The organism is Serratia sp. NGAS9, assembly GCF_009905295.1.
Classification (GTDB): domain Bacteria; phylum Pseudomonadota; class Gammaproteobacteria; order Enterobacterales; family Enterobacteriaceae; genus Serratia; species Serratia bockelmannii.
Window position 1 is genome coordinate 1,203,939 of record NZ_CP047605.1, and the last position, 23,863, is coordinate 1,227,801.

The 23,863-nt window shown below is 58.1% G+C and carries 20 protein-coding genes, 6 tRNA genes and 5 other RNA genes; 27 read left to right on the plus strand and 4 right to left on the minus strand.

Features of this window, described 5'->3' with window-relative positions; translation table 11 throughout:
- Window positions 1-16 precede the first annotated feature (16 nt).
- The 3 genes from odhB to sucD all read left to right on the plus strand — a co-directional run bounded on the left by odhB (window position 17) and on the right by sucD (window position 3,395).
- Window positions 17-1,234: a 2-oxoglutarate dehydrogenase complex dihydrolipoyllysine-residue succinyltransferase gene (gene odhB / locus GUC32_RS05695; RefSeq protein WP_060447623.1), complete on the plus strand. Its 1,218-nt coding sequence runs from the start codon at window positions 17-19 to the stop codon at window positions 1,232-1,234.
- A gap of 122 nt (window positions 1,235-1,356) precedes the next feature.
- On the plus strand, window positions 1,357-2,523 hold the full coding sequence (gene sucC, locus GUC32_RS05700) for an ADP-forming succinate--CoA ligase subunit beta (RefSeq protein WP_025301883.1): 1,167 nt from the start codon (window positions 1,357-1,359) through the stop codon (window positions 2,521-2,523).
- Entirely contained in the window at window positions 2,523-3,395 is an 873-nt protein-coding gene (gene sucD / locus GUC32_RS05705; RefSeq protein ID WP_004939878.1) for a succinate--CoA ligase subunit alpha, read from the plus strand. The genes sucC and sucD overlap by 1 nt, the downstream gene beginning before the upstream one ends.
- 72 nt (window positions 3,396-3,467) lie before the next feature.
- Here the strand turns inward: sucD and GUC32_RS05710 are convergent, their stop codons facing one another.
- The gene (locus GUC32_RS05710) at window positions 3,468-5,366 is read right to left on the minus strand and encodes a bifunctional UDP-sugar hydrolase/5'-nucleotidase (protein WP_369435603.1); all 1,899 of its coding nucleotides are present in this window, start codon (window positions 5,364-5,366) and stop codon (window positions 3,468-3,470) included.
- A 683-nt stretch (window positions 5,367-6,049) separates the two neighbouring features.
- Here GUC32_RS05710 and cydA point away from each other — a divergent pair.
- The 24 genes from cydA to pnuC all read left to right on the plus strand — a co-directional run bounded on the left by cydA (window position 6,050) and on the right by pnuC (window position 18,914).
- Window positions 6,050-7,618, plus strand: a complete 1,569-nt coding sequence (cydA, locus tag GUC32_RS05715; protein WP_019454034.1) for a cytochrome ubiquinol oxidase subunit I — start codon at window positions 6,050-6,052, stop codon at window positions 7,616-7,618.
- A 14-nt stretch (window positions 7,619-7,632) separates the two neighbouring features.
- The gene (gene cydB, locus GUC32_RS05720) at window positions 7,633-8,772 is read left to right on the plus strand and encodes a cytochrome d ubiquinol oxidase subunit II (RefSeq protein WP_019454033.1); all 1,140 of its coding nucleotides are present in this window, start codon (window positions 7,633-7,635) and stop codon (window positions 8,770-8,772) included.
- Window positions 8,773-8,789: 17 nt separating this feature from the next.
- Window positions 8,790-8,903 carry a cytochrome bd-I oxidase subunit CydX gene (gene cydX, locus GUC32_RS05725; RefSeq protein ID WP_004939868.1) on the plus strand — a complete coding sequence of 38 codons (114 nt, stop codon included), beginning with the start codon at window positions 8,790-8,792 and terminating at the stop codon, window positions 8,901-8,903.
- On the plus strand, window positions 8,903-9,199 hold the full coding sequence (ybgE, locus tag GUC32_RS05730; RefSeq protein ID WP_025301885.1) for a cyd operon protein YbgE: 297 nt from the start codon (window positions 8,903-8,905) through the stop codon (window positions 9,197-9,199). The genes cydX and ybgE overlap by 1 nt, the downstream gene beginning before the upstream one ends.
- Window positions 9,200-9,329: 130 nt before the next feature.
- Entirely contained in the window at window positions 9,330-9,734 is a 405-nt protein-coding gene (gene ybgC / locus GUC32_RS05735; RefSeq protein ID WP_004939863.1) for a tol-pal system-associated acyl-CoA thioesterase, read from the plus strand.
- A complete protein-coding gene (tolQ, locus tag GUC32_RS05740) occupies window positions 9,731-10,414 on the plus strand; it encodes a Tol-Pal system protein TolQ (RefSeq protein WP_004939862.1) in 684 nt (227 codons plus the stop codon). Before ybgC ends, tolQ begins: the two co-directional genes overlap by 4 nt.
- Window positions 10,415-10,426: 12 nt before the next feature.
- The gene (gene tolR / locus GUC32_RS05745) at window positions 10,427-10,855 is read left to right on the plus strand and encodes a colicin uptake protein TolR (protein ID WP_004939859.1); all 429 of its coding nucleotides are present in this window, start codon (window positions 10,427-10,429) and stop codon (window positions 10,853-10,855) included.
- Window positions 10,856-10,936: 81 nt separating this feature from the next.
- Window positions 10,937-12,187, plus strand: a complete 1,251-nt coding sequence (gene tolA, locus GUC32_RS05750; protein ID WP_369435604.1) for a cell envelope integrity protein TolA — start codon at window positions 10,937-10,939, stop codon at window positions 12,185-12,187.
- A gap of 136 nt (window positions 12,188-12,323) precedes the next feature.
- Window positions 12,324-13,616, plus strand: coding sequence for a Tol-Pal system beta propeller repeat protein TolB (gene tolB / locus GUC32_RS05755; protein ID WP_004939856.1), 1,293 nt, complete (start codon window positions 12,324-12,326; stop codon window positions 13,614-13,616).
- A 44-nt stretch (window positions 13,617-13,660) separates the two neighbouring features.
- Entirely contained in the window at window positions 13,661-14,170 is a 510-nt protein-coding gene (gene pal, locus GUC32_RS05760; RefSeq protein ID WP_025160033.1) for a peptidoglycan-associated lipoprotein Pal, read from the plus strand.
- Between the two features lie 9 nt (window positions 14,171-14,179).
- Window positions 14,180-14,974 carry a cell division protein CpoB gene (gene cpoB / locus GUC32_RS05765; RefSeq protein ID WP_149570307.1) on the plus strand — a complete coding sequence of 265 codons (795 nt, stop codon included), beginning with the start codon at window positions 14,180-14,182 and terminating at the stop codon, window positions 14,972-14,974.
- A gap of 178 nt (window positions 14,975-15,152) precedes the next feature.
- Window positions 15,153-15,228: transfer RNA gene (locus tag GUC32_RS05770), tRNA-Lys, on the plus strand.
- A 29-nt stretch (window positions 15,229-15,257) separates the two neighbouring features.
- A tRNA-Val gene (locus tag GUC32_RS05775) sits at window positions 15,258-15,333 on the plus strand.
- 7 nt (window positions 15,334-15,340) lie between these two features.
- Window positions 15,341-15,416: transfer RNA gene (locus GUC32_RS05780), tRNA-Lys, on the plus strand.
- A 15-nt stretch (window positions 15,417-15,431) separates the two neighbouring features.
- Window positions 15,432-15,556: non-coding RNA, RtT sRNA (locus GUC32_RS05785), on the plus strand.
- A gap of 151 nt (window positions 15,557-15,707) precedes the next feature.
- Window positions 15,708-15,783, plus strand: a tRNA-Lys gene (locus GUC32_RS05790).
- Between the two features lie 69 nt (window positions 15,784-15,852).
- A non-coding RNA gene (locus GUC32_RS05795) (RtT sRNA) lies at window positions 15,853-15,988 on the plus strand.
- 35 nt (window positions 15,989-16,023) lie between these two features.
- Window positions 16,024-16,099 (plus strand) — tRNA-Val (locus tag GUC32_RS05800).
- 6 nt (window positions 16,100-16,105) lie between these two features.
- Window positions 16,106-16,181, plus strand: a tRNA-Lys gene (locus tag GUC32_RS05805).
- 76 nt (window positions 16,182-16,257) lie between these two features.
- Window positions 16,258-16,382: non-coding RNA, RtT sRNA (locus tag GUC32_RS05810), on the plus strand.
- Window positions 16,383-16,457: 75 nt separating this feature from the next.
- Window positions 16,458-16,582: non-coding RNA, RtT sRNA (locus GUC32_RS05815), on the plus strand.
- A 75-nt stretch (window positions 16,583-16,657) separates the two neighbouring features.
- Window positions 16,658-16,782: non-coding RNA, RtT sRNA (locus tag GUC32_RS05820), on the plus strand.
- A 324-nt stretch (window positions 16,783-17,106) separates the two neighbouring features.
- Window positions 17,107-18,168 carry a quinolinate synthase NadA gene (nadA, locus tag GUC32_RS05825; RefSeq protein WP_015376982.1) on the plus strand — a complete coding sequence of 354 codons (1,062 nt, stop codon included), beginning with the start codon at window positions 17,107-17,109 and terminating at the stop codon, window positions 18,166-18,168.
- Between the two features lie 20 nt (window positions 18,169-18,188).
- A complete protein-coding gene (pnuC, locus tag GUC32_RS05830; RefSeq protein ID WP_060432602.1) occupies window positions 18,189-18,914 on the plus strand; it encodes a nicotinamide riboside transporter PnuC in 726 nt (241 codons plus the stop codon).
- A gap of 35 nt (window positions 18,915-18,949) precedes the next feature.
- On the opposite strand, the gene zitB is transcribed toward pnuC, so the two are convergent.
- Genes zitB through GUC32_RS05845 form a run of 3 tightly spaced genes read right to left on the minus strand, consistent with a single transcriptional unit; the run spans window position 18,950 to window position 23,714 of the window.
- Complete coding sequence (zitB, locus tag GUC32_RS05835) at window positions 18,950-19,912, minus strand: CDF family zinc transporter ZitB (protein ID WP_025301890.1); 963 nt, start codon at window positions 19,910-19,912, stop codon at window positions 18,950-18,952.
- Window positions 19,912-23,112, minus strand: coding sequence for a transporter substrate-binding domain-containing protein (locus tag GUC32_RS05840; RefSeq protein WP_025301891.1), 3,201 nt, complete (start codon window positions 23,110-23,112; stop codon window positions 19,912-19,914). The genes zitB and GUC32_RS05840 overlap by 1 nt, the downstream gene beginning before the upstream one ends.
- On the minus strand, window positions 23,109-23,714 hold the full coding sequence (locus GUC32_RS05845; RefSeq protein ID WP_025301892.1) for a response regulator transcription factor: 606 nt from the start codon (window positions 23,712-23,714) through the stop codon (window positions 23,109-23,111). The genes GUC32_RS05840 and GUC32_RS05845 overlap by 4 nt, the downstream gene beginning before the upstream one ends.
- Window positions 23,715-23,863: the final 149 nt, after the last annotated feature.

The following is a 23,863-nucleotide window of genomic DNA, read 5'->3' on the forward strand; positions in this document are numbered from 1 at the left end:
CTTAAGGGAAAGCTAAATGAGTAGCGTAGATATTCTGGTTCCTGACCTTCCTGAATCGGTTGCCGATGCGACCGTAGCCACCTGGCACAAAAAACCGGGCGACAGCGTGCAGCGTGATGAAGTCCTGGTTGAAATCGAAACCGACAAAGTGGTGTTGGAAGTGCCGGCCAGTGAAGCGGGTATTCTCGATGCTATCGTGGAAGAAGAGGGCGCGACCGTGCTGTCTCGCCAGCTGCTCGGCCGCATCCGTCCGGGCGACAGCTCCGGCAAGCCGACCGCTGAGAAGAGCCAAGAGAAAGAAGCCACGCCTGCACAGCGCGCTACCGCGAGCCTGGAAGAAGAAAGCAATGACGCGCTCAGCCCGGCGATTCGCCGCCTGATTGCTGAACACGATCTCGATGCTGGCGCCATCAAAGGCACCGGTGTGGGTGGCCGCATCACGCGTGAAGACGTGGAAGCGCACCTGGCCAAAGGCGGCGCCGCTGCCAAACCGGCCGCCGCCGCTGAAGCCGCACCGCAGCCTGTTCTGGCCGGCCGCAGCGAAAAACGCGTGCCGATGACCCGCCTGCGCAAACGCGTTGCCGAGCGTCTGCTGGAGGCGAAGAACAGCACCGCGATGCTGACCACCTTCAACGAAATCAACATGCAGCCGATCATGGACCTGCGCAAGCAGTACGGCGAAGCCTTCGAGAAGCGCCACGGCGTGCGTCTGGGCTTCATGTCCTTCTACATCAAGGCCGTGGTTGAAGCGCTGAAGCGCTTCCCGGAAGTGAACGCGTCGATCGACGGTTCCGACGTGGTTTACCACAACTACTTCGACATCAGCATCGCGGTTTCTACCCCGCGCGGCCTGGTGACGCCGGTACTGCGCGATGTAGACGCCATGAGCATGGCTGACATCGAGAAGAAAATCAAAGAGCTGGCCGTTAAGGGCCGCGACGGCAAACTGACCGTTGAAGAGCTGACCGGCGGTAACTTCACCATTACCAACGGCGGCGTATTCGGCTCCCTGATGTCTACCCCGATCATCAACCCGCCGCAGAGCGCCATCCTGGGCATGCACGCCATCAAAGATCGCCCAATGGCGGTCAATGGTCAGGTGGTGATCCAGCCGATGATGTATCTGGCGCTGTCTTATGACCACCGCCTGATCGACGGTAAAGAATCCGTCGGCTATCTGGTGACGGTCAAAGAGATGCTGGAAGATCCGGCTCGTCTGCTGCTGGACGTCTAGTAACCCTTGCCGGGCGCGGCGTGCCGCGCCCGCACTCTGTGCTATGTGGCCGGAAAACCATGCGGTTTACCGCGTAATAATGGTCCGGCTAAAAACCTTCAGAACTGAATGGATAGAACATCATGAATTTACACGAATATCAGGCAAAACAGCTGTTTGCTCGGTATGGCATGCCGGCACCAACCGGTTACGCCTGTACCACTCCGCGTGAAGCAGAAGAAGCCGCATCCAAAATCGGCTCCGGCCCGTGGGTGGTGAAATGTCAGGTTCATGCTGGCGGCCGCGGTAAAGCGGGCGGCGTTAAAGTCGTCAACAGCAAAGAAGATATCCGTGCTTTCGCGGAAGCCTGGTTGGGCAAGCGTCTGGTGACTTACCAGACTGACGCGCTGGGCCAGCCGGTTCACCAGATCCTGGTAGAAGCGGCGACCGACATCGATAAAGAGCTGTACCTGGGCGCGGTAGTGGATCGTTCTACCCGTCGCGTGGTGTTCATGGCGTCTACCGAAGGCGGCGTGGAAATCGAGAAGGTGGCGGAAGAAACCCCAGAACTGATCCACAAAATGACCATCGATCCGCTGGCGGGTCCACAGCCTTATCAGGGCCGTGAGCTGGCCTTCAAACTGGGTCTGACCGGTAAGCAAGTCAGCCAGTTCGCCAAGATCTTCATGGGCCTGGCGACGCTGTTCCTGGAGCGCGATCTGGCGATGGTTGAGATCAACCCGCTGGTGATCACCAAGCAGGGCGATCTGGTGTGCCTGGACGGCAAACTGGGCGCCGACGGTAACGCCCTGTTCCGCCAGCCGGAACTGCGTGAAATGCGTGACCCTTCGCAGGAAGACGAGCGCGAATCCCGTGCTGCTCAGTGGGAGCTGAACTACGTTGCCCTCGACGGCAACATCGGCTGCATGGTTAACGGCGCCGGTCTGGCGATGGGCACTATGGACATCGTTAAACTGCACGGCGGCGAACCGGCCAACTTCCTGGACGTTGGCGGCGGCGCGACCAAAGAGCGCGTGACCGAAGCGTTCAAAATCATCCTGTCCGATGACAAGGTGAAAGCGGTTCTGGTTAACATCTTCGGTGGTATCGTACGTTGCGATCTGATCGCCGACGGCATCATCGGCGCAGTGGCCGAAGTGGGCGTTAACGTCCCGGTCGTGGTGCGCCTGGAAGGGAACAATGCCGAACTGGGCGCCAAGAAACTGGCGGACAGCGGCCTGAATATCATTGCTGCGACCAGCCTGACTGATGCGGCTCAGCAAGTTGTTGCAGCAGTGGAGGGTAAATAATGTCCATCTTAATCGATAAAAACACCAAAGTAATTTGCCAGGGCTTCACCGGTAGCCAGGGGACTTTCCACTCCGAACAAGCTATCGCTTACGGCACCAAAATGGTTGGCGGCGTCACTCCGGGCAAAGGTGGCACTCAGCATCTGGGTCTGCCGGTGTTCAACACCGTGCGCGAAGCGGTTGAAGCGACCGGCGCGACTGCCTCGGTCATCTACGTTCCAGCGCCGTTCTGCAAAGACTCCATCCTGGAAGCGATCGATGCCGGCATCAAACTGATCATCACCATCACCGAAGGCATCCCGACCCTGGATATGCTGACCGTGAAAGTGAAGCTGGACGAAGCCGGTGTGCGCATGATCGGGCCGAACTGCCCTGGCGTGATCACCCCGGGCGAGTGCAAAATCGGCATCATGCCTGGCCACATCCACCTGCCGGGCAAAGTGGGCATCGTTTCCCGCTCCGGTACCCTGACCTATGAAGCGGTGAAACAAACCACCGATGCCGGTCTGGGCCAGTCCACCTGCGTGGGTATCGGCGGCGACCCGATCCCGGGCTCCAACTTCATCGATATCCTGAAGATGTTCCAACAGGATCCGCAGACCGAAGCGATCGTGATGATCGGTGAGATCGGCGGCAGCGCTGAAGAAGAAGCGGCAGCTTACATCAAAGAACACGTCACCAAACCGGTTGTCGGCTACATCGCCGGCGTAACCGCGCCGAAAGGCAAGCGTATGGGCCACGCGGGCGCCATCATCGCAGGCGGCAAGGGCACAGCGGACGAGAAGTTTGCTGCGCTGGAAGCGGCGGGCGTGAAAACCGTTCGCAGCCTGGCGGACATCGGCGATGCGGTAAAAGCGGTGCTGAAGCGCTAAGATCTTAGTACGAAATAATAATATCTCGACATGTTTGGCCACCCATTGGGTGGCCTTTTTTATGGGCGAAGATCAGAAATCGTTGAGTGCTTTGATCAGCGCGATCCGATCCTGCAGGCGGCGCTGTTGTACCGGATCCACGGTAGTTTGCCGCTGTTTTTCCAGCGAGGTGAGGGCGGTGCGGTAATCGTCGGCGTTGCGGAACAGCGCGTCTTTGACGTTGATCGAGGCGACGTTGGTGTAGCGGCCATCGTCGGTGGTCGGCACTTGGATAACGCCTTCATTGAGCAACCGTTTGACGATCGCCCGCTGCGGTTCGTACCCCTCCAGGCCGACCAGCTTCCAGCGCTGCGGCGTCACGCCCTGATACTGGCCGTGTTTCACTTCCGTCAGGTAGCGCAGAGCCAGGTGGCGAATAGTGCCTTCTTCTTCACCGTATTGCGCTTTGCTGTCAAACAGCACCGGGAAGGATTGCCCCTCCAGCGCGCCGCCCTTTTGCGTCAGGTGGCCCATGCGGTAACTGTTCATGCCCAGGCGGATCGGCATGTCGTCGGTGACCGGCGTGCCGTCCGCCAGACGCAGATCGACGATGCGCGAACCGGCGGGCTGGCGCAGATCGATGGTGTAAGTGACGCCGTCGAAGAAATCGTTGGTGGAATATTTGGACGATCGCCGCGCCGGGTTAAAGCTGTAGGTGACGTCGCCAGGCTGCAGCTGATTGAAATAGCCGGCGGACCACTCCATGTAGCGTTTAAGCGCTTTGCCGTTGAGCTGATACACGGTGATCTCGCCGCCGGCGTATTGGTAGTTAAAGGCGATATCCTTGGCCTTGATGTCGCCGACGTCCAATTTGGCGCGATCGTTGTCGATCTGCAGGGCAATCACCTGCGCCAGCGGCGCATAGTGGCGGGCGGCCTGCTGGAACAGCGCGCTGATGCCGGTATCCTGCACGTGTACTTGAGGAATGCCGCGAAACTCGTCGGCGGGCACCAGATCGCTGCCGCTCAGCTTCGCCACGACCCGGTTGGCGTTGGCGCGCAAAATGTCATGGTACGGCTGGTAGAGCGCTTGCATGGCGCTGTCCGGCGCCAGCCCTTTGATCGGGTAGGTGTAGCTGTTTTTGTCGATCAGCGTGAATTTGCCGTCGCGGTGTTCAAACTGCAGGTCGATACGCGACAGTGCGCGGCCGTATTTATCCGGCTCGGTGATGATGACGCCATTAACCACCGCTTTATCGATCTTCACATGCATGTGGCCGGCGACGATCGCCGCCAGCTCTGGGTTGGCGTTGGCGATGTCGGCCACGCCGGTGCCGGGGCGCTGGTTCTCGTTGTCGATGCCCATATGCGCCACCAGCACGATGGCGTCGACCTGGCCGTCGATTTGCCTGATGACCTGTTTCACCGCCTGCACCGGATCGGTGAAGTTCAGCCCTTTGATGCGATCGGTGCCCTTGGCGAATTCCGCGGTCATCGGCGTATCCATACCGATAATGCCAATTTTCACGCCCTGGCGTTCGACGATGGTGTAGGCCGGCAGGTAAGGCTTGCCGTTGTCCCAGACGATATTGCCCGCCAGCGCCGCGCCTTTGAACTGCTTGAGCGGCGTAGCCAGTACCGGCAGGCCGAAGTCGAACTCGTGGTTACCCATCACCCAGACATCATAATTGAGCGCGTTGAGGCCCAGCATCATCGGGCTGACGGCCTCATGCTTGAAGGTTTCGACGAAGTTGCCCTGAATGGTGTCGCCGGCGTCCACCAGGATCAGGTTGGGCTGCTCGGCCCGCACCTTTTTGACCTGAGTGGCTATCTGGCTCAGGCTGCCCGCCAGATTTTCCGTGTCGCTGGCGTAGTCCCAGGGCACGAAAGTGCCGTGCAGATCGGAAGTACCCAGCAAGGTGATATTTACCGTTTCGGCGGCCATGACGTTTCCCGAGAGTCCCAAGACAGAGGCAAAGATGATTTTTTTCATAAGTTATTGTCACTCAATGTAATTTTAACATAATTGGTCATTTTGCTACAAAATCGCAACCTTTACGATCCCATCGCGAGAAATAGACTAATATTGGAGAGAGATTTGTTGTTTTGTGACTGCTATCACTGTCACGGCTTATTGGAAATAAAAGGTTAATTATGTCGCATAATAAGCGCGTAATAATACAATGGCGGCTCTTTTAAATTACATTTATTTAACACAAAAATATCATTAAAAAACAATTAAACCATTGCGCAACATGACCCTAAGAAAATTACGCGAAATGTGCTGATGAATATGGAAATAAGATGCGGATAGGCTTAAATTGTCTCAGATCAAATTAGCCCGAAGTACCTCTTTCGGCTAAGATTTGACCTGTAACCAAAAGTCTAACCCACGTCACGTAAAAACCTATTTATTGTGTGGGATTGGGCGAGTATCATCCATGTTGTGATTATGGATGGTTGATCTTGTTGCATTTGTTACCCGTTGTCGGTTTTCAGTGGCGTGCTTGTCGAGGGCCCGAGGGGCTATTGGCCGAGTGTGCGGTTGAAAGCGGAGAAGCTGGATCAAATTTGTTGTGTTTAAGGGCATTCACTGCGGGGCGTTACTGGCAGCTTTGAAAGAAGCGTGCCGATAACCGCGTGTCGGAGTCTTCCTGCGAGGAGCAAGGAGTCAAGATGTTTGATATTGTCGAACTGTCGCGCTTACAGTTTGCTTTAACGGCGATGTACCATTTCTTATTTGTCCCATTAACGCTCGGTATGGCGTTCTTGCTGGCAATTATGGAAACGGTATATGTCCTGTCTGGCAAACAAATTTATAAAGACATGACCAAATTCTGGGGAAAGTTATTTGCGATTAACTTTGCTCTGGGTGTGGCCACCGGTTTGACCATGGAGTTCCAGTTCGGGACTAACTGGTCGTATTTCTCTCACTACGTCGGCGATATCTTCGGGGCCCCTCTGGCTATCGAAGGTCTGATGGCGTTCTTCCTTGAATCGACGCTGGTCGGCCTGTTCTTCTTCGGCTGGGATCGTCTGAGCAAGGTGCAGCACATGGCGGTAACCTGGTTCGTGGCTCTCGGCTCCAACCTGTCCGCGCTGTGGATCCTGGTCGCCAACGGCTGGATGCAGAACCCGATCGCTTCGGATTTCAACTTCGAAACCATGCGCATGGAGATGGTCAGCTTCTCCGAACTGGTGCTTAACCCGGTTGCGCAGGTGAAATTCGTTCACACCGTGGCTTCCGGCTACACCTGCGGCGCGATGTTCGTGCTGGGTATCAGTTCCTACTATCTGCTGAAAGGCCGCGACATCGCCTTTGCCAAGCGCTCCTTCGCCATCGCTGCCAGCTTTGGTATGGCTGCCATTCTGTCCGTTATCGTTCTGGGTGATGAATCCGGCTACGAAATGGGCGACGTGCAGAAAACCAAACTGGCCGCTATCGAAGCGGAATGGGACACTCAGCCGGCGCCGGCCTCCTTCACCCTGTTCGGCATTCCCGATCAGGACAAGATGGAAAACTCCTTCTCTATTCAGATCCCGTATGCGCTTGGCCTGATCGCCACCCGCTCCACGGACACTCAGGTCACCGGCCTGAAAGATCTGATGGCGCAGCATGAAGTGCGTATCCGCAACGGGATGAAAGCCTACCAGCTGCTGGAAGAGCTGCGCGGCGGCAATACCGATCCTGCGGTGCGTGCCGAATTCAACAAAACCAAGCAAGACCTGGGCTACGGCATGCTGCTGAAGCGCTATACCCCGAACGTCACCGACGCGACGGAAGCGCAAATCCAGCTGGCGACCAAGGACTCCATTCCGCGCGTGGCGCCGCTGTACTTCGCCTTCCGCATCATGGTGGCCTGTGGCGTGATCATGCTGTTGATCATCGGCCTGTCTTTCTGGAACGTGATCCGCGGCCGCATCGGCCAGAAAAAATGGCTGCACCGCGCGGCGCTGTACGGTTTGCCGCTGCCTTGGATCGCGATCGAGTCGGGTTGGTTCGTGGCGGAATACGGCCGTCAACCGTGGGCGATTGGTGAGGTGCTGCCGACGGCGGTCGCCAACTCTTCGCTGACCGCGGGCGACATTCTGTTCTCAATGGGGCTGATCTGCGGCTTGTACACCCTGTTCCTGGTGGCTGAATTGTACCTGATGTTTAAGTTTGCGCGTCTGGGTCCAAGCAGCCTGAAAACCGGCCGCTATCACTTTGAACAACCGACTGCCGCCGTGCAGGAAGCGCGCTAAACAGGAGTCCACGTATGTTTGACTATGAAGTACTGCGATTTATTTGGTGGGTCCTGGTTGGCGTTCTGCTGATCGGCTTCGCCGTCACCGACGGTTTCGACATGGGCGTCGGCATTCTGGTGCGCATCATCGGCAAAACCGACACCGAGCGCCGGGTGATGATCAACTCCATCGCTCCGCACTGGGACGGTAACCAGGTGTGGCTGATCACCGCCGGCGGCGCGCTGTTCGCCGCCTGGCCGATGGTCTACGCAGCGGCCTTCTCCGGCTTCTACGTCGCCATGATCCTGGTGCTGGCCGCCTTGTTCTTCCGCCCGGTCGGTTTCGACTACCGTTCCAAGCTGGAGAGCAGCCGCTGGCGCAACATGTGGGACTGGGGCATCTTCATCGGCTCCTTCGTGCCTGCAGTGGTATTCGGCGTGGCGTTCGGTAACCTGCTGCAGGGCGTGCCGTTCCACATGGACGAGTACATGCGCCTGTTCTACACCGGCAACTTCTTCCAACTGCTGAACCCGTTCGGTCTGTTGGCGGGCGTGGTCAGCCTGACCATGCTGGTCACTCAGGGCGCGACCTACCTGCAAATGCGCACCACCGGCGAGATCCACCTGCGTTCACGCGCTGCGGCACAGATCGCGACGCTGATCATGGCGGTATGTTTCCTGCTGGCGGGCGTATGGCTGGTGAAAGGCATCGACGGCTTCGTTGTGACGTCGGCGTTGGACACCCTGGCGGAATCCAACCCGATGCGTAAAGAAGTGGCGCATCAGGCCGGTGCTTGGCTGATCAACTTCAACAAGTATCCGCTGCTGTGGGCCTTGCCTGCACTGGGCGTAGTGCTGCCGTTGTTCACCATCCTGTTCTCGCGTCTGGAGAAGGGCGCGCTGGCGTTCGTCACCTCGTCGTTGACCATCGCCTGCGTCATCCTCACCGCCGGGGTCACCATGTTCCCGTTCGTGATGCCGTCGAGCACTGTGCCTAACGTCAGCCTGACCATGTGGGATGCGACCTCGAGCCTGTTGACGCTGAAAGTGATGACCGTCGTGGCTGCGATCTTCGTGCCTATCGTTTTGGCGTACACCAGCTGGTCGTACTACAAAATGTTCGGTCGCCTCGACAAGAACTACATCGAAAACAACAAGCATTCGCTGTACTAAGGATAAGGAGCTAAACCATGTGGTATTTTGCCTGGATTCTCGGAACGCTTCTTGCCTGCGCCTTCGGCATTATCACGGCGCTGGCGCTTGAGCAGAGCGAAGCGACCAAAGCTCAGCAAGACGGTAAGTGATGAGCTCGTCCGTGATTGACAAGCTGTACGCTGTCACCGACAAGGGCCCGATCCGGGCCCTTTCCCTGGTGCTGGCGTTGATTTTGGCGGGGTGCGTGTTCTGGGATCCGACGCGTTTCGCCGCCAAAACCAGCTCGCTGGAGATTTGGGAAGGGCTGTTGCTGATTTGGGCGGTGTGCGCCGGGGTGATCCACGGTTTCGGATTCCGCCCGCAGCGCAGCGTCTGGCGCGCTTTTTTCGCGCCGCTTCCCGCCATTGTGATCTTGTTCGCAGGATTACTTTACGTTTCTTTATAATCTCCCCGATGTCCCCTTGTTATGGGCCCTCACGGCCCATAATTATTTTCATTCCCATCTTGTAACCCATTCCCAACCCGATCCGTCTTGCGTATAGTAGCAGCGTTAAATTGCATTGCTGGGAAGTAGAGTGAGTAATACGTTGTTTCGATGGCCGGTTCGCGTTTACTACGAGGATACCGATGCCAGTGGTGTGGTCTATCACGCCCGCTACGTCGCCTTTTTTGAAAGAGCGCGCACAGAGATGCTGCGTCAGCACAACTTTCATCAACAGCAGCTGCTCAGTGAACAAGTCGCTTTTGTCGTCCGGCGCATGACGGTGGATTATCTGGCTCCGGCTCGTCTCGACGAGCAACTGGAAGTCCAGAGTGAAATCACCTCTCTGCGCGGGGCTTCTCTCACGTTTGCTCAACGCATTGTCAATTCTGACGGGGCCCTACTGAGCCAGGCAGATGTCCTGATTGCCTGTATTGATCCACACCAAATGAAGCCAAGAGCGCTTCCTAAGTCTATTGTCGCGGAGTTTAAGCAGTGACTGACATGAACATCCTAGATTTATTCTTGAAGGCGAGCCTGCTGGTTAAGCTTATCATGTTGATTTTGATATGCTTCTCGGTAGCCTCTTGGGCGATCATCATTCAGCGCACCCGCATCCTCAATGCGGCGACGCGTGACGCCGAAGCCTTTGAAGACAAATTCTGGTCCGGTATCGAGCTTTCCCGTCTGTACCAGGAAAGTCAGGCGCGTCGCGATAGCCTGACCGGTTCCGAGCAGATCTTCCATTCCGGCTTCAAAGAGTTCGCCCGCCTGCACCGCGCCAACAACCATGCGCCGGAGTCGGTGATCGAAGGGGCGTCGCGCGCGATGCGCATTTCGATGAACCGCGAGCTGGAAACGCTGGAAACCCATATTCCGTTCCTCGGCACCGTCGGTTCGATCAGCCCGTACATCGGCCTGTTCGGCACCGTGTGGGGGATCATGCACGCCTTTATCGCGCTGGGCGCGGTGAAACAAGCCACGCTGCAGATGGTAGCGCCGGGTATCGCCGAAGCGCTGATCGCCACCGCGATCGGTCTGTTCGCCGCTATCCCGGCGGTAATGGCCTACAACCGTCTCAACCAGCGCGTCAACAAGCTTGAGCAGAATTACGACAACTTTATGGAAGAGTTCACCGCTATTCTGCATCGTCAGGCCTTCTCCAGCGACAGCAAATAAGTAGGAGGTAGCATGGCGAGAGTACGTGGACGTAGTCGGCGCGAGCTGAAGTCCGAAATTAACATCGTTCCGCTGCTCGACGTGTTGCTGGTGCTGCTGCTGATCTTTATGGCAACCGCGCCAATCATCACGCAGAGCGTGGAGGTTGACCTGCCGGACGCCACCGATTCCAAAACGGTGTCCAGCGATGACAATCCGCCGGTGATCCTTGAGGTTTCCGGCGTAGGTCAATACACCCTGGTGGTGGATCACAACCGTATGGAGCTGCTGCCGCCTGAGCAAGTCGCGGCCGAAGCCAAGTCGCGTTTGGCGGCTAACCCGAAAACGGTCTTTTTGATCGGCGGTGCGAAGGAAGTCCCTTACGATGAGATTATCAAGGCATTGAATATTCTCCATCAGGCGGGCGTAGCTTCCGTGGGGCTGATGACCCAGCCGATCTGACCGTAAGGCGAACGGCAACCCGGTTCCTGCGCTGCGGCCCAGGAACCCCGTATAAGCAACACCAGTTTTTGGGAATCTATTTTGGTAAAGGCAACTGAGCAAAACGATAAGCTGAACCGCGCCGTTATTGTTTCGGTCGTTCTGCACTTCATATTGATTGCCCTGCTGATTTGGGGATCGCTGCAGGAAAAGGTCGACATGGGCGCCGGCGGTGGCGGTGATGGCACCGTGGTGGGCGCAGTGATGGTCGATCCTGGCGCGGTGGTGGAGCAATACAACCGCCAGCAGCAGCAGAGCAACGATGCGCAGCGTGCCGAGAAGCAGCGCCAGAAAAAGGCGGAGCAACAGGCCGAAGAGCTTCAGCAGAAGCAGGCGGAGCAGCAGCAGCGCCTGAAGGAGCTGGAGAAAGAGCGTTTGGCGGCGCAGGAGAAAGCTGCGCAGGACGCCAAGGCGCAGGCTGAGCAACAGCAGAAGGCAGCGGAGCAGCAGAAACAGGCCGCCGAGCAGCAAAAAGCGGCGGAAGCCGCCGCAGCCAAGGCCAAAGAGCAACAGAAGGTCGCCGAAGCCGCCGCCGCCAAGGCGAAGGCCGAAGCGGAAAAGGTCGCCAAGGCACAGGCGGACGCGCAGAAGAAAGCCGAAGCGGAAGCCAAGAAAGAAGCGGCCGCCGCTGCCGCCGCCAAGAAACAGGCGGAAGAGGCGAAGAAAGCCGCAGCTGCCGCCGCAGAGCAAAAAGCCGCAGAGGCCGCAGAGCAAAAAGCCGCAGAGGCCGCGGAGAAGAAAGCGGCCGCTGAAGCCGAGAAAAAAGCCGCAGCGGAAGCCGAGAAGAAGGCTGCCGCTGAGGCAGAGAAGAAAGCGGCCGCCGCTGAGAAAGCTGCGGCAGCCAAGAAAGCCGCTGCGGACGCCAAGAAGAAGGCCGCCGCCGAGGCTGCGAAACAATCGGATGAAGTTAGCGATCTGTTTGGCGGCCTGGCGGACGGCAAGAACGCGCCGAAGGGCGGCGGTGCCAAATCGAAAGGTGATGGTAAACCGGCCGGGCAGGGCAATGCCAAGGCGGCAGGCGCCAGCGGGGCGGATATCAATGGTTATATTGGGCAGGTTAAAAACGCGATTGAAAGCAAGTTCTATGACGCCAGTTCGTTCGCCGGAAAAACCTGTGACCTGCGTATCAAGCTGGCGCCGGACGGCCTGCTGATAAGTGTACAACCGGCGGGAGGCGATCCGGCATTGTGCCAGGCCGCGGTATCTGCCGCCAAGTTGGCGCATATACCGAAGCCGCCGAGCGATGCCGTTTATCAGCATGTTAAGAATGCTACCCTTGAATTCAAACCTTAATAATGGTTGTTTGAGCTGAGTAAGATCACAGGGATGTACTAAGGTAACCAACAGGGATTATGTAGTTTTACGTAAGTTGGTTTGTTAAAATTCTGCTAATTTATCGCAGGCATCCCGCCTGGATAAGGGAGATGAGATGAAGCAGGCATTTCGAGTAGCGCTAGGTTTTTTAATTCTGTGGGCGTCCGTGTTGCACGCGGAAGTTCGCATTGAAATCACCCAAGGGGTCGACTCCGCTCGCCCGATTGGCGTGGTGCCGTTTAAGTGGGCGGGCCCAGGCACGCCGCCGGAAGATATCGGCAAGATTGTCGGCGCGGATCTGCGCAACAGCGGCAAATTCAACCCGATCGACGTGGCGCGCATGCCGCAGCAACCGACCTCCGCGTCTGAAGTGACGCCGGCGGCCTGGACTGCATTGGGCATCGACGCCGTGGTTGTCGGCCAGGTTCAGCCTGGCGCCGACGGCAGCTACCTGATCTCCTACCAGCTGGTGGACACCTCGGGTTCGCCGGGCACCGTATTGGCGCAGAACCAGTATAAAGTGACCAAACAGTGGTTGCGTTATTCTGCCCATACCGCCAGCGACGAAGTGTTCGAGAAGCTGACCGGCATCAAGGGCGCGTTCCGTACCCGTATCGCCTACGTCGTGCAGACCAACGGGGGGAAATTCCCGTATGAGCTGCGCGTAGCGGATTACGACGGTTACAACCAGTTCACGGTGCACCGTTCGCCTGAGCCGCTGATGTCGCCGGCCTGGTCGCCGGACGGCAGCAAACTGGCTTACGTGACCTTCGAGAGCGGCCGTTCCGCGCTGGTGGTACAGACCCTGGCTAACGGCGCTATCCGCCAGATCGCCTCGTTCCCGCGCCACAACGGTGCGCCGGCGTTCTCTCCGGACGGCAGCAAGCTGGCGTTCGCGCTGTCCAAGAGCGGTAGCCTGAACCTGTACGTGATGAACCTCGGCTCCGGCCAAATCACGCAGCTGACCGATGGTCGCAACAACAACACCGAACCGACCTGGTTCCCGGATGGCCAGTCGCTGGCGTTTACCTCCGACCAGGGCGGGCGTCCGCAGATTTATAAAATCAGCGCCAGCGGCGGTGCCGCACAGCGTCTGACGTGGGAAGGCTCTCAGAACCAGGATTCTGAAGTCAGCTCCGACGGTAAATTCCTGGTGATGGTGAGCACCAACAGTGGTGCACAACACATCGCCAAACAAGATCTTGGATCGGGCGCCGTTCAGGTTTTGACCGGCACCTTCCTGGATGAAACGCCTAGTATTGCGCCAAACGGCACCATGGTGATCTATAGCTCCACGCAAGGTATGGGCTCCGTGCTGCAGTTGGTGTCAACTGATGGGCGTTTCAAAGCGCGTCTTCCGGCAACTGATGGACAGGTCAAATTCCCTGCCTGGTCGCCGTATCTGTGATGCATGTGTAAATATGTATGGCAAACTATAAAAGGATCAAAGAAATGCAACTGAACAAAGTGCTGAAAGGGCTTCTGCTGGCACTGCCAGTTCTGGCTGTAGCAGCTTGTAGTTCTAACAAAAGCGCGAACAACGACCAATCTGGTATGGGCGCTGGCACTGGTATGGAAAACGGCAGCAGCAACCTGTCTTCCGAAGAACAAGCTCGTCTGCAGATGCAAGAACTGCAGAAGAACAACATCGTTTACTTCGGCCTGGACAAGTATGACGTTAGCTCCGAATTCGCTCAGATGCTGGACGCGCACGCTGCATTCCTGCGTAACAACCCGTCTTACAAAGTGACCGTTGAAGGCCACGCTGACGAACGCGGCACGCCGGAATACAACATCGCTCTGGGTGAGCGCCGTGCTAACGCCGTTAAAATGTACCTGCAGGGTAAAGGCGTTTCCGCTGACCAGATCTCTATCGTTTCTTACGGTAAAGAAAAACCAGCAGTACTGGGCCACGACGAAGCGGCTTATGCTAAAAACCGTCGTGCCGTTCTGGTTTACTAAGAGAATCGCATGAACAGTAACTTCAGACGTCACCTGTTGAGTCTGTCGTTACTGGTTGGCGTAGCGGCCCCCTGGGCCGCTACTGCCCAAGCGCCAATCAGTAATGTCGGCTCCGGCTCGGTCGAAGACCGCGTCACCTCGCTTGAGCGCATCAGCAATGCTCAAGGCCAGCTTTTAAACCAACTCCAGCAACAACTCTCTGATAACCAACGCGACATTGATTCTCTCCGTGGGCAAATCCAGGAAAGTCAGTATCAGTTGAATCAGGTGGTTGAACGCCAGAAGCAAATCTATCAGCAGATGGATAGCCTCAGCCAGGGCGGCGCTCAGAGCGCCTCTGCGGCCGCGGGCGCTGCCGGTGGGGCAGCCGCAGGCGCATCTTCCGATGCGGGCAGCAGCGCGCCTGCAGCCGCGTCTGTAACGCCGAGCGGCGGTGATGAGAACAGCGACTACAACGCCGCTGTTTCTCTGGCGCTGGAAAAAAAACAGTATGACCAGGCGATTTCTGCCTTTCAGTCCTTCGTAAAACAGTACCCGAAGTCTACCTATCAGCCCAACGCCAACTATTGGCTGGGTCAGTTGTTCTACAACAAGGGTAAAAAAGACGACGCGGCCTACTATTTTGCGGTGGTGGTGAAGAATTACGCTAAATCACCGAAGGCGCCGGACGCCATGTACAAGGTGGGTATCATCATGCAGGAGAAAGGGCAGGCCGATAAAGCCAAAGCCGTGTTCCAGCAGGTGATTAAACAATACCCAACCAGTGCGGCGGCCAAACAGGCGAAAAGTCGCGTAGGCGGTTAACAGTCAGAAAAATGAGCCCAGAAGTTAGTCGATTTGACCGATTTCTGGGCTCATTCGCGTGAAGAACAAGCAGTTGAACGCATCGGTAAAAAATTTAGGTTGCGCTGCCAAGATAAATTAGTAATATATGCCGCCGTTGCCAAGACATCTTGCAAGATGTTAAAGCGGCAGGGAAATTGGGTCGTTAGCTCAGTTGGTAGAGCAGTTGACTTTTAATCAATTGGTCGCAGGTTCGAATCCTGCACGACCCACCAATTTCTGAAGTAGCAGTAACCACAACAGTGGGTGATTAGCTCAGTTGGTAGAGCATCTCCTTTACACGGAGGGGGTCGGCGGTTCGAGCCCGTCATCACCCACCACTGTTATGGGTCGTTAGCTCAGTTGGTAGAGCAGTTGACTTTTAATCAATTGGTCGCAGGTTCGAATCCTGCACGACCCACCATTCTTCGCGAATGGCTGCGATAGAGAATCGTAAAGGATGAGAACCGTAAAGGTTCGAGTCTCGCGCAGCGAGACAACATCACTCCGGTGATGGCCCGCAAGGGCGAGGCCCAAGGCCGAGTTATCCTGCACGACCCACCATTCTTTAAGAATGGCAGCTTCAGAATCGGTTTGATGTGGCAAGTAAAGGTCCGAGTCGAGTACCCGTCGAGTTGTCCTGAACATCCCCATCCTTGTTTTCCGCGAGTCGGTTCCAATAACCTATTCGCCATCAGCAGTAAACCACATCAGTGGGTCGTTAGCTCAGTTGGTAGAGCAGTTGACTTTTAATCAATTGGTCGCAGGTTCGAATCCTGCACGACCCACCACTCTTTAATAGAGCAAGGTGTTAAATCGTCAGGATGAGACAAAAGCGTTTACGCTTTTGAACAGCGCTTGCGCTGGCCCGAAGGGGCCGTCTATGAAATAGACGGATAGCCGTAAAGGTTCGAGTCTCGCGAAGCGAGACAACATCACTCCGGTGATGGCCCGAAGGGCGAGGCCCAAGGCCGAGTTATCCTGCACGACCCACCACTCTTTGAGAGTGAAAATAGCAGTACCACAGCAGTGGGTGATTAGCTCAGTTGGTAGAGCATCTCCTTTACACGGAGGGGGTCGGCGGTTCGAGCCCGTCATCACCCACCACACTGCGGGTCGTTAGCTCAGTTGGTAGAGCAGTTGACTTTTAATCAATTGGTCGCAGGTTCGAATCCTGCACGACCCACCAATTCAGAAAAAAGCGCCTTTTGGCGCTTTTTTCGCATCTGCGCCCACCTGACTCTACCTTTATCTTCTTGCTGACATAGCCCACTGAGTCGTGCGGGTGAGATCCTGCGTTCAGGTTCGAGCATCGCGTAGCGATACGACAACGCGCAGCGTTGCCCGTAGGGTGAGGCCACAGGCCGAATCAATCCTGCACGACCCACCAATTCAGAAAAAAGCGCCTTTTGGCGCTTTTTTCGCATCTGCGCCACCTGACTCTACCTTTATCTTCTTGCTGACATAGCCCTCTGAGTCGTGCGGGTGAGATCCTGCGTTCAGGTTCGAGCATCGCGCAGCGATACGACAACGCGCAGCGTTGCCCGTAGGGTGAGGCCACAGGCCGAATCAATCCTGCACGACCCACCAATTCAGAAAAAAGCGCCTTTTGGCGCTTTTTTCGCATCTGCGCCACCTGACTCTACCTTTATCTTCTTGCTGACATAGCCCTCTGAGTCGTGCGGGTGAGATCCTGCGTTCGGGTTCGAGCATCGCGCAGCGATACGACAACGCGCAGCGTTGCCCGTAGGGTGAGGCCACAGGCCGAATCAATCCTGCACGACCCACCCATTCAGAAAAAAGCGCCTTTTAGCGCTTTTTTCGTATCCGCATCACCGCAATCTGAATCCGCTGCTTTCTCGTTTCAACATGACACCGACTATCATCCCGCTCTTTTCTGAACGGCTATACGTTCTCCTCAGGCTGTTAATCCGCTGTGAACTGCGCGGCTAATGCCTATATTTTTAATCTATTAAACATTGAGCGCGCAAAATTGAAAATATCAGCGGACTTTTCGCGCGATTTTAGGTATTTTGTTTAGTATATAAAACGAAGGGCGTTGCGGTAGGCGATATTCACGCGGCAGGCGCCCAGCCTAGCATGAGATTGCAGCGATGAGTGAAATGTTTGATGTCAATGCGGCGGTGTATCCCTTCCCGCCTAAACCGGTACCGCTGGACGTAGCCGAAAAAGCCTTTTATCGCGAGAAGATCAAAACCCTGCTCAAGCAGCGCAATGCGGTGATGGTCGCCCACTATTATACCGATCCGGAAATCCAGGCGCTGGCGGAAGAAACCGGCGGCTGCGTGGCGGATTCGCTGGAAATGGCGCGCTTCGGCAGCGCCCATCCGGCTTCCACGCTGTTGGTGGCCGGCGTGCGTTTCATGGGGGAAACCGCCAAAATCCTCAGCCCGGAAAAGCAGGTGCTGATGCCGACGCTGTTTGCCGAATGTTCGCTGGATCTGGGCTGCCCGGAAGAGGAGTTTCATGCGTTTTGCGACAGCCATCCCGATCGCACCGTGGTGGTCTATGCGAACACTTCGGCGGCGGTCAAAGCGCGCGCTGACTGGGTGGTGACCTCCAGCATCGCCGTCGAATTGATCGAGCATCTGGATAGCCTGGGCGAGAAGATCATCTGGGCGCCGGATCGTCATCTCGGCAGCTACGTGCAGAAGCAGACCGGCGCTGACGTGTTGTGTTGGCAAGGTGCCTGCATTGTCCATGACGAGTTCAAGACCCAGGCGCTGCGGCGCATGAAGGCGCTTTATCCGCAGGCGGCGATCCTGGTGCATCCCGAATCGCCTCAGGCGGTGGTCGAGCTGGCGGATGCGGTGGGCTCTACCAGCCAACTGATCCAGGCGGCGAAAACATTGCCGCATCAACAGCTGATTGTCGCCACCGATCGCGGTATCTTTTACAAGATGCAGCAGGCCTGCCCGGACAAAGAGTTATTCGAAGCACCGACCGCCGGAGAAGGCGCGACCTGCCGCAGCTGCGCGCATTGCCCGTGGATGGCGATGAATGGCCTGAAGGCAATTGCCGAAGGGCTGGAGCAGGGGGGCGCGCAGCATGAGATCCACGTGGACGCCGCGCTGCGTGAGAAGGCGCTGGTGCCGCTGAATCGCATGCTGGATTTCGCCGCTCAGCTTAAGATGCAGGTTAAAGGCAACGCTTAACCGTTTAAAAGGATGACTTCATGAGCTTCTTCAGTACCAGCAATATTCTGGTGCACATTCCGCTTGGTGCAGGCGGTTACGATCTGTCGTGGATCGAAGCTATCGGCACATTGTTCGGGTTGCTGTGCATCTGGTACGCCAGCAAGGAAAAAATCATCAACTACCTGTTCGGCCTGATCAACGTCACGCTGTTCGCGGTGATTTTCTTCCAGATCCAGCTGTACGCCAGCCTGCTGCTGCAGCTGTTTTTCTTCGGCGCCAATATTTACGGTTGGTATGCCTGGAGCCGCCAGACCCAGGATAATCAGGCCGAGCTGCAGATCCGCTGGCTGCCGCTGCCGAAAGCGTTGGCCTGGGCGGCGGTCTGCGTCATCGGCATCGGTCTGATGACCTTCAACATCGACCGCGTGTTCGCCTGGCTGACGCAGGTTGCGGTGGCGGTGATGCAAGGGCTGGGGCTGAACGTACAGATGCCGACGCTGCAGCCGGACGCCTTCCCGTTCTGGGATTCGGCGATGATGGTGCTCTCCATCGTGGCGATGATCCTGATGACGCGCAAGTACGTGGAAAACTGGCTGCTGTGGGTGGTTATTGATGTCATCAGCGTGGCGATCTTCGCCTACCAAGGGGTGTACGCGATGGCGCTGGAGTACGTCATTCTGACGCTGATCGCCCTGAACGGCTCCTGGCTGTGGATCAAGAGCGCCGGGCGCAACCATTCCAATCCGTTATCTTCCGCTCCGTAACAACGCAGAGGGCGCCGTGGTGGCGCCCTCTTGGCTTAGTGGCGATGTCCCAGATGGGAATGCGCTTCGGCATGTGAGTGTTCACTCGGCTCCGGCGCCCGGTTGATACCGCAGTCCGGCGTCTCGCAGTGCTGGTACTCCATCTGAATGGTCACGTGGCCAATTTTGTAGTGTTCCAACAGATAAGCCTGAATGCGTTGCAACAGCCCATCGTGGTCATGCGGCGGGATCACCTGCGCATGCAGCGTCATCAGCTTCTGGTCGCCAATCTGCCAGACGTGTACGTGGTGGATATTGCGCACTTCCGGGATGTTCAGGCACAGGTCTTTTTGCAGCTTGGCGATGTCGACCTCCTGCGGCGTGCCTTCCAGCAGCTCGTGGAAGCTCTCCTTCAGCAGCCGCCAGGCGCTGCGCAGCACCAGGCAGGAGACCAGCACCGACAGGATCGGGTCAATCGGCGTCCAGCCGGTGGCGAGAATGACGATGGCGGCGACGATGGCGCCCACCGAGCCGAGCAGGTCGCCCAACACATGCAGCGCGGCCGCCCTCACGTTGATATTTTTCTCTTCGCTGCCGCGATGCAGCAGCCAGAAGGCGAACAGGTTCGCCAGCAGCCCCGCTATGGCGATGATCAGCATCGGAGTACCCATCACCGGCTGTGGTTCGAAGAAACGCCGTATCGCCTCCCACAGGATGAATACCACGATCACCAGCAGCGCCGCGGCGTTGAGGAAAGCCGCCAGGGTAGTGAGGCGCAGATAGCCGAAGGTATGGCGCGCGTTGGGCTTGCGCTGGGAGAAATGTACCGCCATCAGCGCCACCAGCAGCGCGGCGGCATCGGTCAGCATGTGGCCGGCATCGGCTAACAGCGCCAGCGAGCCGGACAACAGGCCGCCGACCACCTCGGCCACCATAAAGACCGCGGTGACTAAAAAAGCGGTCAGTAGGCGTTTACTATTACTGTCTTTCGGCAGGTGTACGTGTGGAGTGTCCGACATTATTCATCCTTATGCATAGCGAAAGAGGGGGCGGCGGCGAGCAGAGCGTCCAGCTCCGGTTCTATCTGCGCCACTAACGCCTTTAATTTAGTATAAGCGGCGGCGGCAAGCTCGCCCCGACGTGCGGTATCCACCAGCTGCTGGCACAGCTGCGCGGCTTCCGGCAGCTGCAGCATCAGCAGGCTGCCCTTGATGCGGTGCGCCGCCTGCTCCAGGCGCGGCCAGTCGTGCGCGTCGACGGCGTCCGCGAGCCGCTGCCGGTCTTGCCGCAGCGTATCGCCGAGCGTCTGCGCCAGCCGCTGCAGCATGGCGCGATCGCCACCCGCCATTTCGGCCAGCGTTTGCCGCAAGTCAGTAAGGACTGACTTTTCTTCCTGAGCCTGCGGCTGTTGAGCCAATACCTGGCCGATCGCCGCCAGTGAAATCGGTTTGGTCAGGAAGTGGTCGATCGCCACCAGCCCCGGCGGGATGCGGGTAAACTCCTGCACGTCTGCCGAGCAGAGCACGATGCGGCAAGGCGGGCGCTGCAGCCGCTGTTCGTCGCGTCGGATCAGTCTGGCCAGCGTCAGGCCGTCCGGGCGCGGCATGTTATAGTCGATAAACAGCAGATCGAACGGCTGTCGGCGCTGGGCCTTCAGCAGCGGATAGCCTTGTTCGAAGCGGGCTGGCTGTAATCCGAAGTGGCGCAGTTGGCGTTCCATCAGCAACAGATTGGTGGGATGATCGTCGATCAGCGCGGTACGTAAGGCGGAAGACGGCAGAGCAAAGGTGCGCTCTGCCGGGGCGACAGCCGGCAGCGCGCCGCTCAGCTCGACCGGTATCGCGACCTTGACACGGGTACCGACGCCCGGCTGCGAGTGCAGTTCGATGCGGCCGCCCATCTGTTCGACGATTTCTTTGCAGATCGACAGCCCCAAACCGGTGCCCTGCACCGAGATGCGTTGCGCGCCGCGCGCACGGTAAAACGGTTGGAACAGCTTGCCTATCTCATCGGCGGCGATGCCGCAGCCGCTGTCGTTCACCGTCAGATGCAATTCCCCCTGCCGCTCATCCTGCGCGTGCCAGCCGACCTCGACCTGAATGGTGCCGCGCGGCGTGAACTTTATCGCGTTGTTTATCAAGTTATTAGCCACCTGAAGTAAACGCTCACCATCAATAATCACCGCCTCCGGCAGCGCCGGATCCGCCACTACGCTCAGCGTCAACGGCCGTTCGCCGATCAGCGGCCGGTAGAGGGCGTCGATGCGCGCGACCCAGGGGCGCAGCGCCACCGGTTTCGGCGCCAGCGTCAGCGAACCGGTTTCCAGCCGAGCGTGATCCTGCAGGTCGTTGAGCAGGTTGAGCAGCGAAGAGGCCGAGCTGTATATCACCGGCAGGCCTTCCTGCGCGGGTTGGCGTTTGAGCTCCAGTTCCAGCAGGCCGAGGATGGCGTGCATCGGCGTGCGCAACTCGTGGCTGACGGTGGCGAGGAATTTGCTCTTCATGCGGTTTTCCGCTTCGGCGCGGCGGCGCGCCTGCTCGAGCTCTTCGCGTTCGCGTTTTTCACGGCGCTGCAGCATGAAACGGCGCAGCGTCAGCGCCAACAGCAGCACGGTGGCGGCGGCCAGCAGCGCCAGCAGCCAGGTAGTCTGCGGTGGCATGCGGTTATCGTTCACCGCATCGATCAGGTTGCTGCGATCGACGATCCACTCGTCGCGCAGCGATTGCAGGGTGTCCGCCGGGATCTGCATCAGGTTCTTATCGAGGATTGCCAGTAGCAGCGTCTGATCGCGACGCACGCCGAAGGCCACCGGATAGGGGATATTGTTGGCGGCGAAGGCCAGTTTGATGGCGCCGGAATAGCGCGACAGCGCCAAAAAGTTGGCGGAAATGACGTTATCCACCAGCGCATCCAACTGGCCGTTGGCCAGCGCGTCGTACATCGACTTGCTGTCGGCGAAGCTGACGGTCTGCTCCTGTTCCGGTACCAGCCCCTGCGCCAAATCGCCCTGCAGCACGCCGATGCGCTTACCGGCCAAATCGCTCCAGGTTGAGATGCCGTTGGCGTATTGGCCGACGTAAACGCCCCACAGCGAACGGTGGATCGGCATGCTGGCGCCGTAGCGCGCCTTGACGCCGCGCGCCAGCGGCAGGGCGGCGCGGAAGCTGGCCTGGCCGGACTGCACCAGCTCATCGGCCTGCTCGGCGTTGCGCGCCCACAGTGGCGCGAAACGCAGTCCGGTGTTTTGCGCGATGATGTTGAGAATGTCGATGGCGTAGCCACGCGGCTGGCCGTCGGAGCCGCGGTAGGCGAACGGGAAGTTGTTCTCGATGGCGGCGTAGTAAACTACGCGGTGGCTCGCCACCCAGTTTTTCTCCATCGCCGTCAGATCGGCATTGCCGGTGTCGAGGTAGCTGGGGATCTTTTTGCTCCAGCGGCTCTGCAGGGCATTCATCAGCTCCATCGGCGCGTCGGCGATGGCGGTGTCCAGCGTGTCTATCAGGCGCGGATCGGCGGCGGCGAACACGAAGGAGAGGTTGCCCAGGTTCTCGTTGCTTTCAATCTGATAGAGCTGGCCGAGCTGCAGCTGGTCGATGATAAAGCTGGCGCTGGCCTCGTCGGCGATAAAATAGTCGCTGCTGCCGTTGAGCAGCGAATAGACCGCCTGCAGGTTGTTGTCGTAGCGCTGGATCTGCGATGCCACCGCCTGCAGGGCGCCGCCGGACTGCATGTCGGTCAGCGCGCCGATCGCGACGCGGGCGTTGGCGGAATTGAGCATCACCGGCCGATCGTTGCTGCGATCGCGCAATACGCGCAGATTGCTGACGTAGTAGGGCTGAGAGATCTCCAGCCCGTGCAGCGCTTCACTCTGCGGGATGCCGTACAGCAGATCGACCTTGCCGTCGTGCAGCGCCTGCTCCAGCTGCGTCAGGTCGGCGAAGCCGTAAATGGCGAAGCGGATGCCGGTCACCTGCTGAATATAGCCGAGGTAGTCGGCGTTCAGCCCATACAGATCGTCGTCCACGATGATGTTGTATGGGCTGGTGTTCTCACTGATGATGCCGACGCGCAGCGTGCGATCGCGCCAGGGATTTTTCTCGCCGACGATCAGCATGTTCTCGGGGGTATTCAGGTTGCTGACCAACTGATAGCGCACCGGCTCCGCCGCCTGCGCCAGGCCGCACCACAGGATCAGCAGCAGCAGGGCGCGGCGCATCATGGCGCCAGCTCTTTAAACACCGCCACCAGCTCCAGCAGGTTGCCGGCGCCGGTTTTACGCTGGATGTTTTTTTTGTGCGTGCTGACGGTCTTGTTGCTGATGTGCAGCCGGTCGGCGATCTGCAGGTTGGACAGCCCCTGGCTCAGCAAGCCCAGCACCTCGAGCTCCTTGGGGGTGAGCTGCCCGCCGTCCGCCGTCGGCGGCTCTTCGGCCAGCGCGGCGGCGGGGAAGCGGGTTTCACCGTCCAGCACCTGCTCGATCGCCTGCACCAACTCCGCCAGCGAGCTGCCTTTATTGACGAAACCGTCGGCGCCGGCGGCATGCGCCATGCGCGCATAGACATCGGCTTCCTGCGCGGTATAGATCAGGATTTTTTGTTGCGGATAGCGGCGGCGGATTTTTTTCAACAGCTGCAGCCCGTCGGCCTGCGGCAGGCCGATATCCAGGATCACCAGGCCAAAAGCGGCCTCGGCCAGCAGGGCCAGCGCCTGTACGTCATCCTGTGCCGCCTGCAGGCGGTAGGGGCGGGATGATTTCATTAGCGCCGCTTCCAGTGCGACATGAACCACCGGGTGGTCATCAACTAATAGCAGAGAGGGCATGTTCAACTCGGGTCACTTTATATTCTGATCGCTAGCATAGCGAAAAAGGAGGCTCTGCGCTCGCCAGATGAAACAGCACAATCTGCTGTTAATTTGGCGGTTCCAGCGGTGGGGGGCAAAGGTGATTTACAGCGCCATTCTCACAGGCT

Excerpts from the sequence above, each read along its gene's own strand:
- odhB (WP_060447623.1), top strand. The coding sequence starts at position 17 with ATGAGTAGCGTAGATATTCTGGTTCCTGACCTTCCTGAATCGGTTGCC.
- sucC (WP_025301883.1), top strand. The coding sequence starts at position 1,357 with ATGAATTTACACGAATATCAGGCAAAACAGCTGTTTGCTCGGTATGGC.
- sucD (WP_004939878.1), top strand. The coding sequence starts at position 2,523 with ATGTCCATCTTAATCGATAAAAACACCAAAGTAATTTGCCAGGGCTTC.
- GUC32_RS05710 (WP_369435603.1), bottom strand. The coding sequence starts at position 5,366 with ATGAAAAAAATCATCTTTGCCTCTGTCTTGGGACTCTCGGGAAACGTC.
- cydA (WP_019454034.1), top strand. The coding sequence starts at position 6,050 with ATGTTTGATATTGTCGAACTGTCGCGCTTACAGTTTGCTTTAACGGCG.
- cydB (WP_019454033.1), top strand. The coding sequence starts at position 7,633 with ATGTTTGACTATGAAGTACTGCGATTTATTTGGTGGGTCCTGGTTGGC.
- cydX (WP_004939868.1), top strand. The coding sequence starts at position 8,790 with ATGTGGTATTTTGCCTGGATTCTCGGAACGCTTCTTGCCTGCGCCTTC.
- ybgE (WP_025301885.1), top strand. The coding sequence starts at position 8,903 with ATGAGCTCGTCCGTGATTGACAAGCTGTACGCTGTCACCGACAAGGGC.
- tolR (WP_004939859.1), top strand. The coding sequence starts at position 10,427 with ATGGCGAGAGTACGTGGACGTAGTCGGCGCGAGCTGAAGTCCGAAATT.
- tolB (WP_004939856.1), top strand. The coding sequence starts at position 12,324 with ATGAAGCAGGCATTTCGAGTAGCGCTAGGTTTTTTAATTCTGTGGGCG.
- pal (WP_025160033.1), top strand. The coding sequence starts at position 13,661 with ATGCAACTGAACAAAGTGCTGAAAGGGCTTCTGCTGGCACTGCCAGTT.
- cpoB (WP_149570307.1), top strand. The coding sequence starts at position 14,180 with ATGAACAGTAACTTCAGACGTCACCTGTTGAGTCTGTCGTTACTGGTT.
- nadA (WP_015376982.1), top strand. The coding sequence starts at position 17,107 with ATGAGTGAAATGTTTGATGTCAATGCGGCGGTGTATCCCTTCCCGCCT.
- pnuC (WP_060432602.1), top strand. The coding sequence starts at position 18,189 with ATGAGCTTCTTCAGTACCAGCAATATTCTGGTGCACATTCCGCTTGGT.
- zitB (WP_025301890.1), bottom strand. The coding sequence starts at position 19,912 with ATGTCGGACACTCCACACGTACACCTGCCGAAAGACAGTAATAGTAAA.
- GUC32_RS05840 (WP_025301891.1), bottom strand. The coding sequence starts at position 23,112 with ATGATGCGCCGCGCCCTGCTGCTGCTGATCCTGTGGTGCGGCCTGGCG.
- GUC32_RS05845 (WP_025301892.1), bottom strand. The coding sequence starts at position 23,714 with ATGCCCTCTCTGCTATTAGTTGATGACCACCCGGTGGTTCATGTCGCA.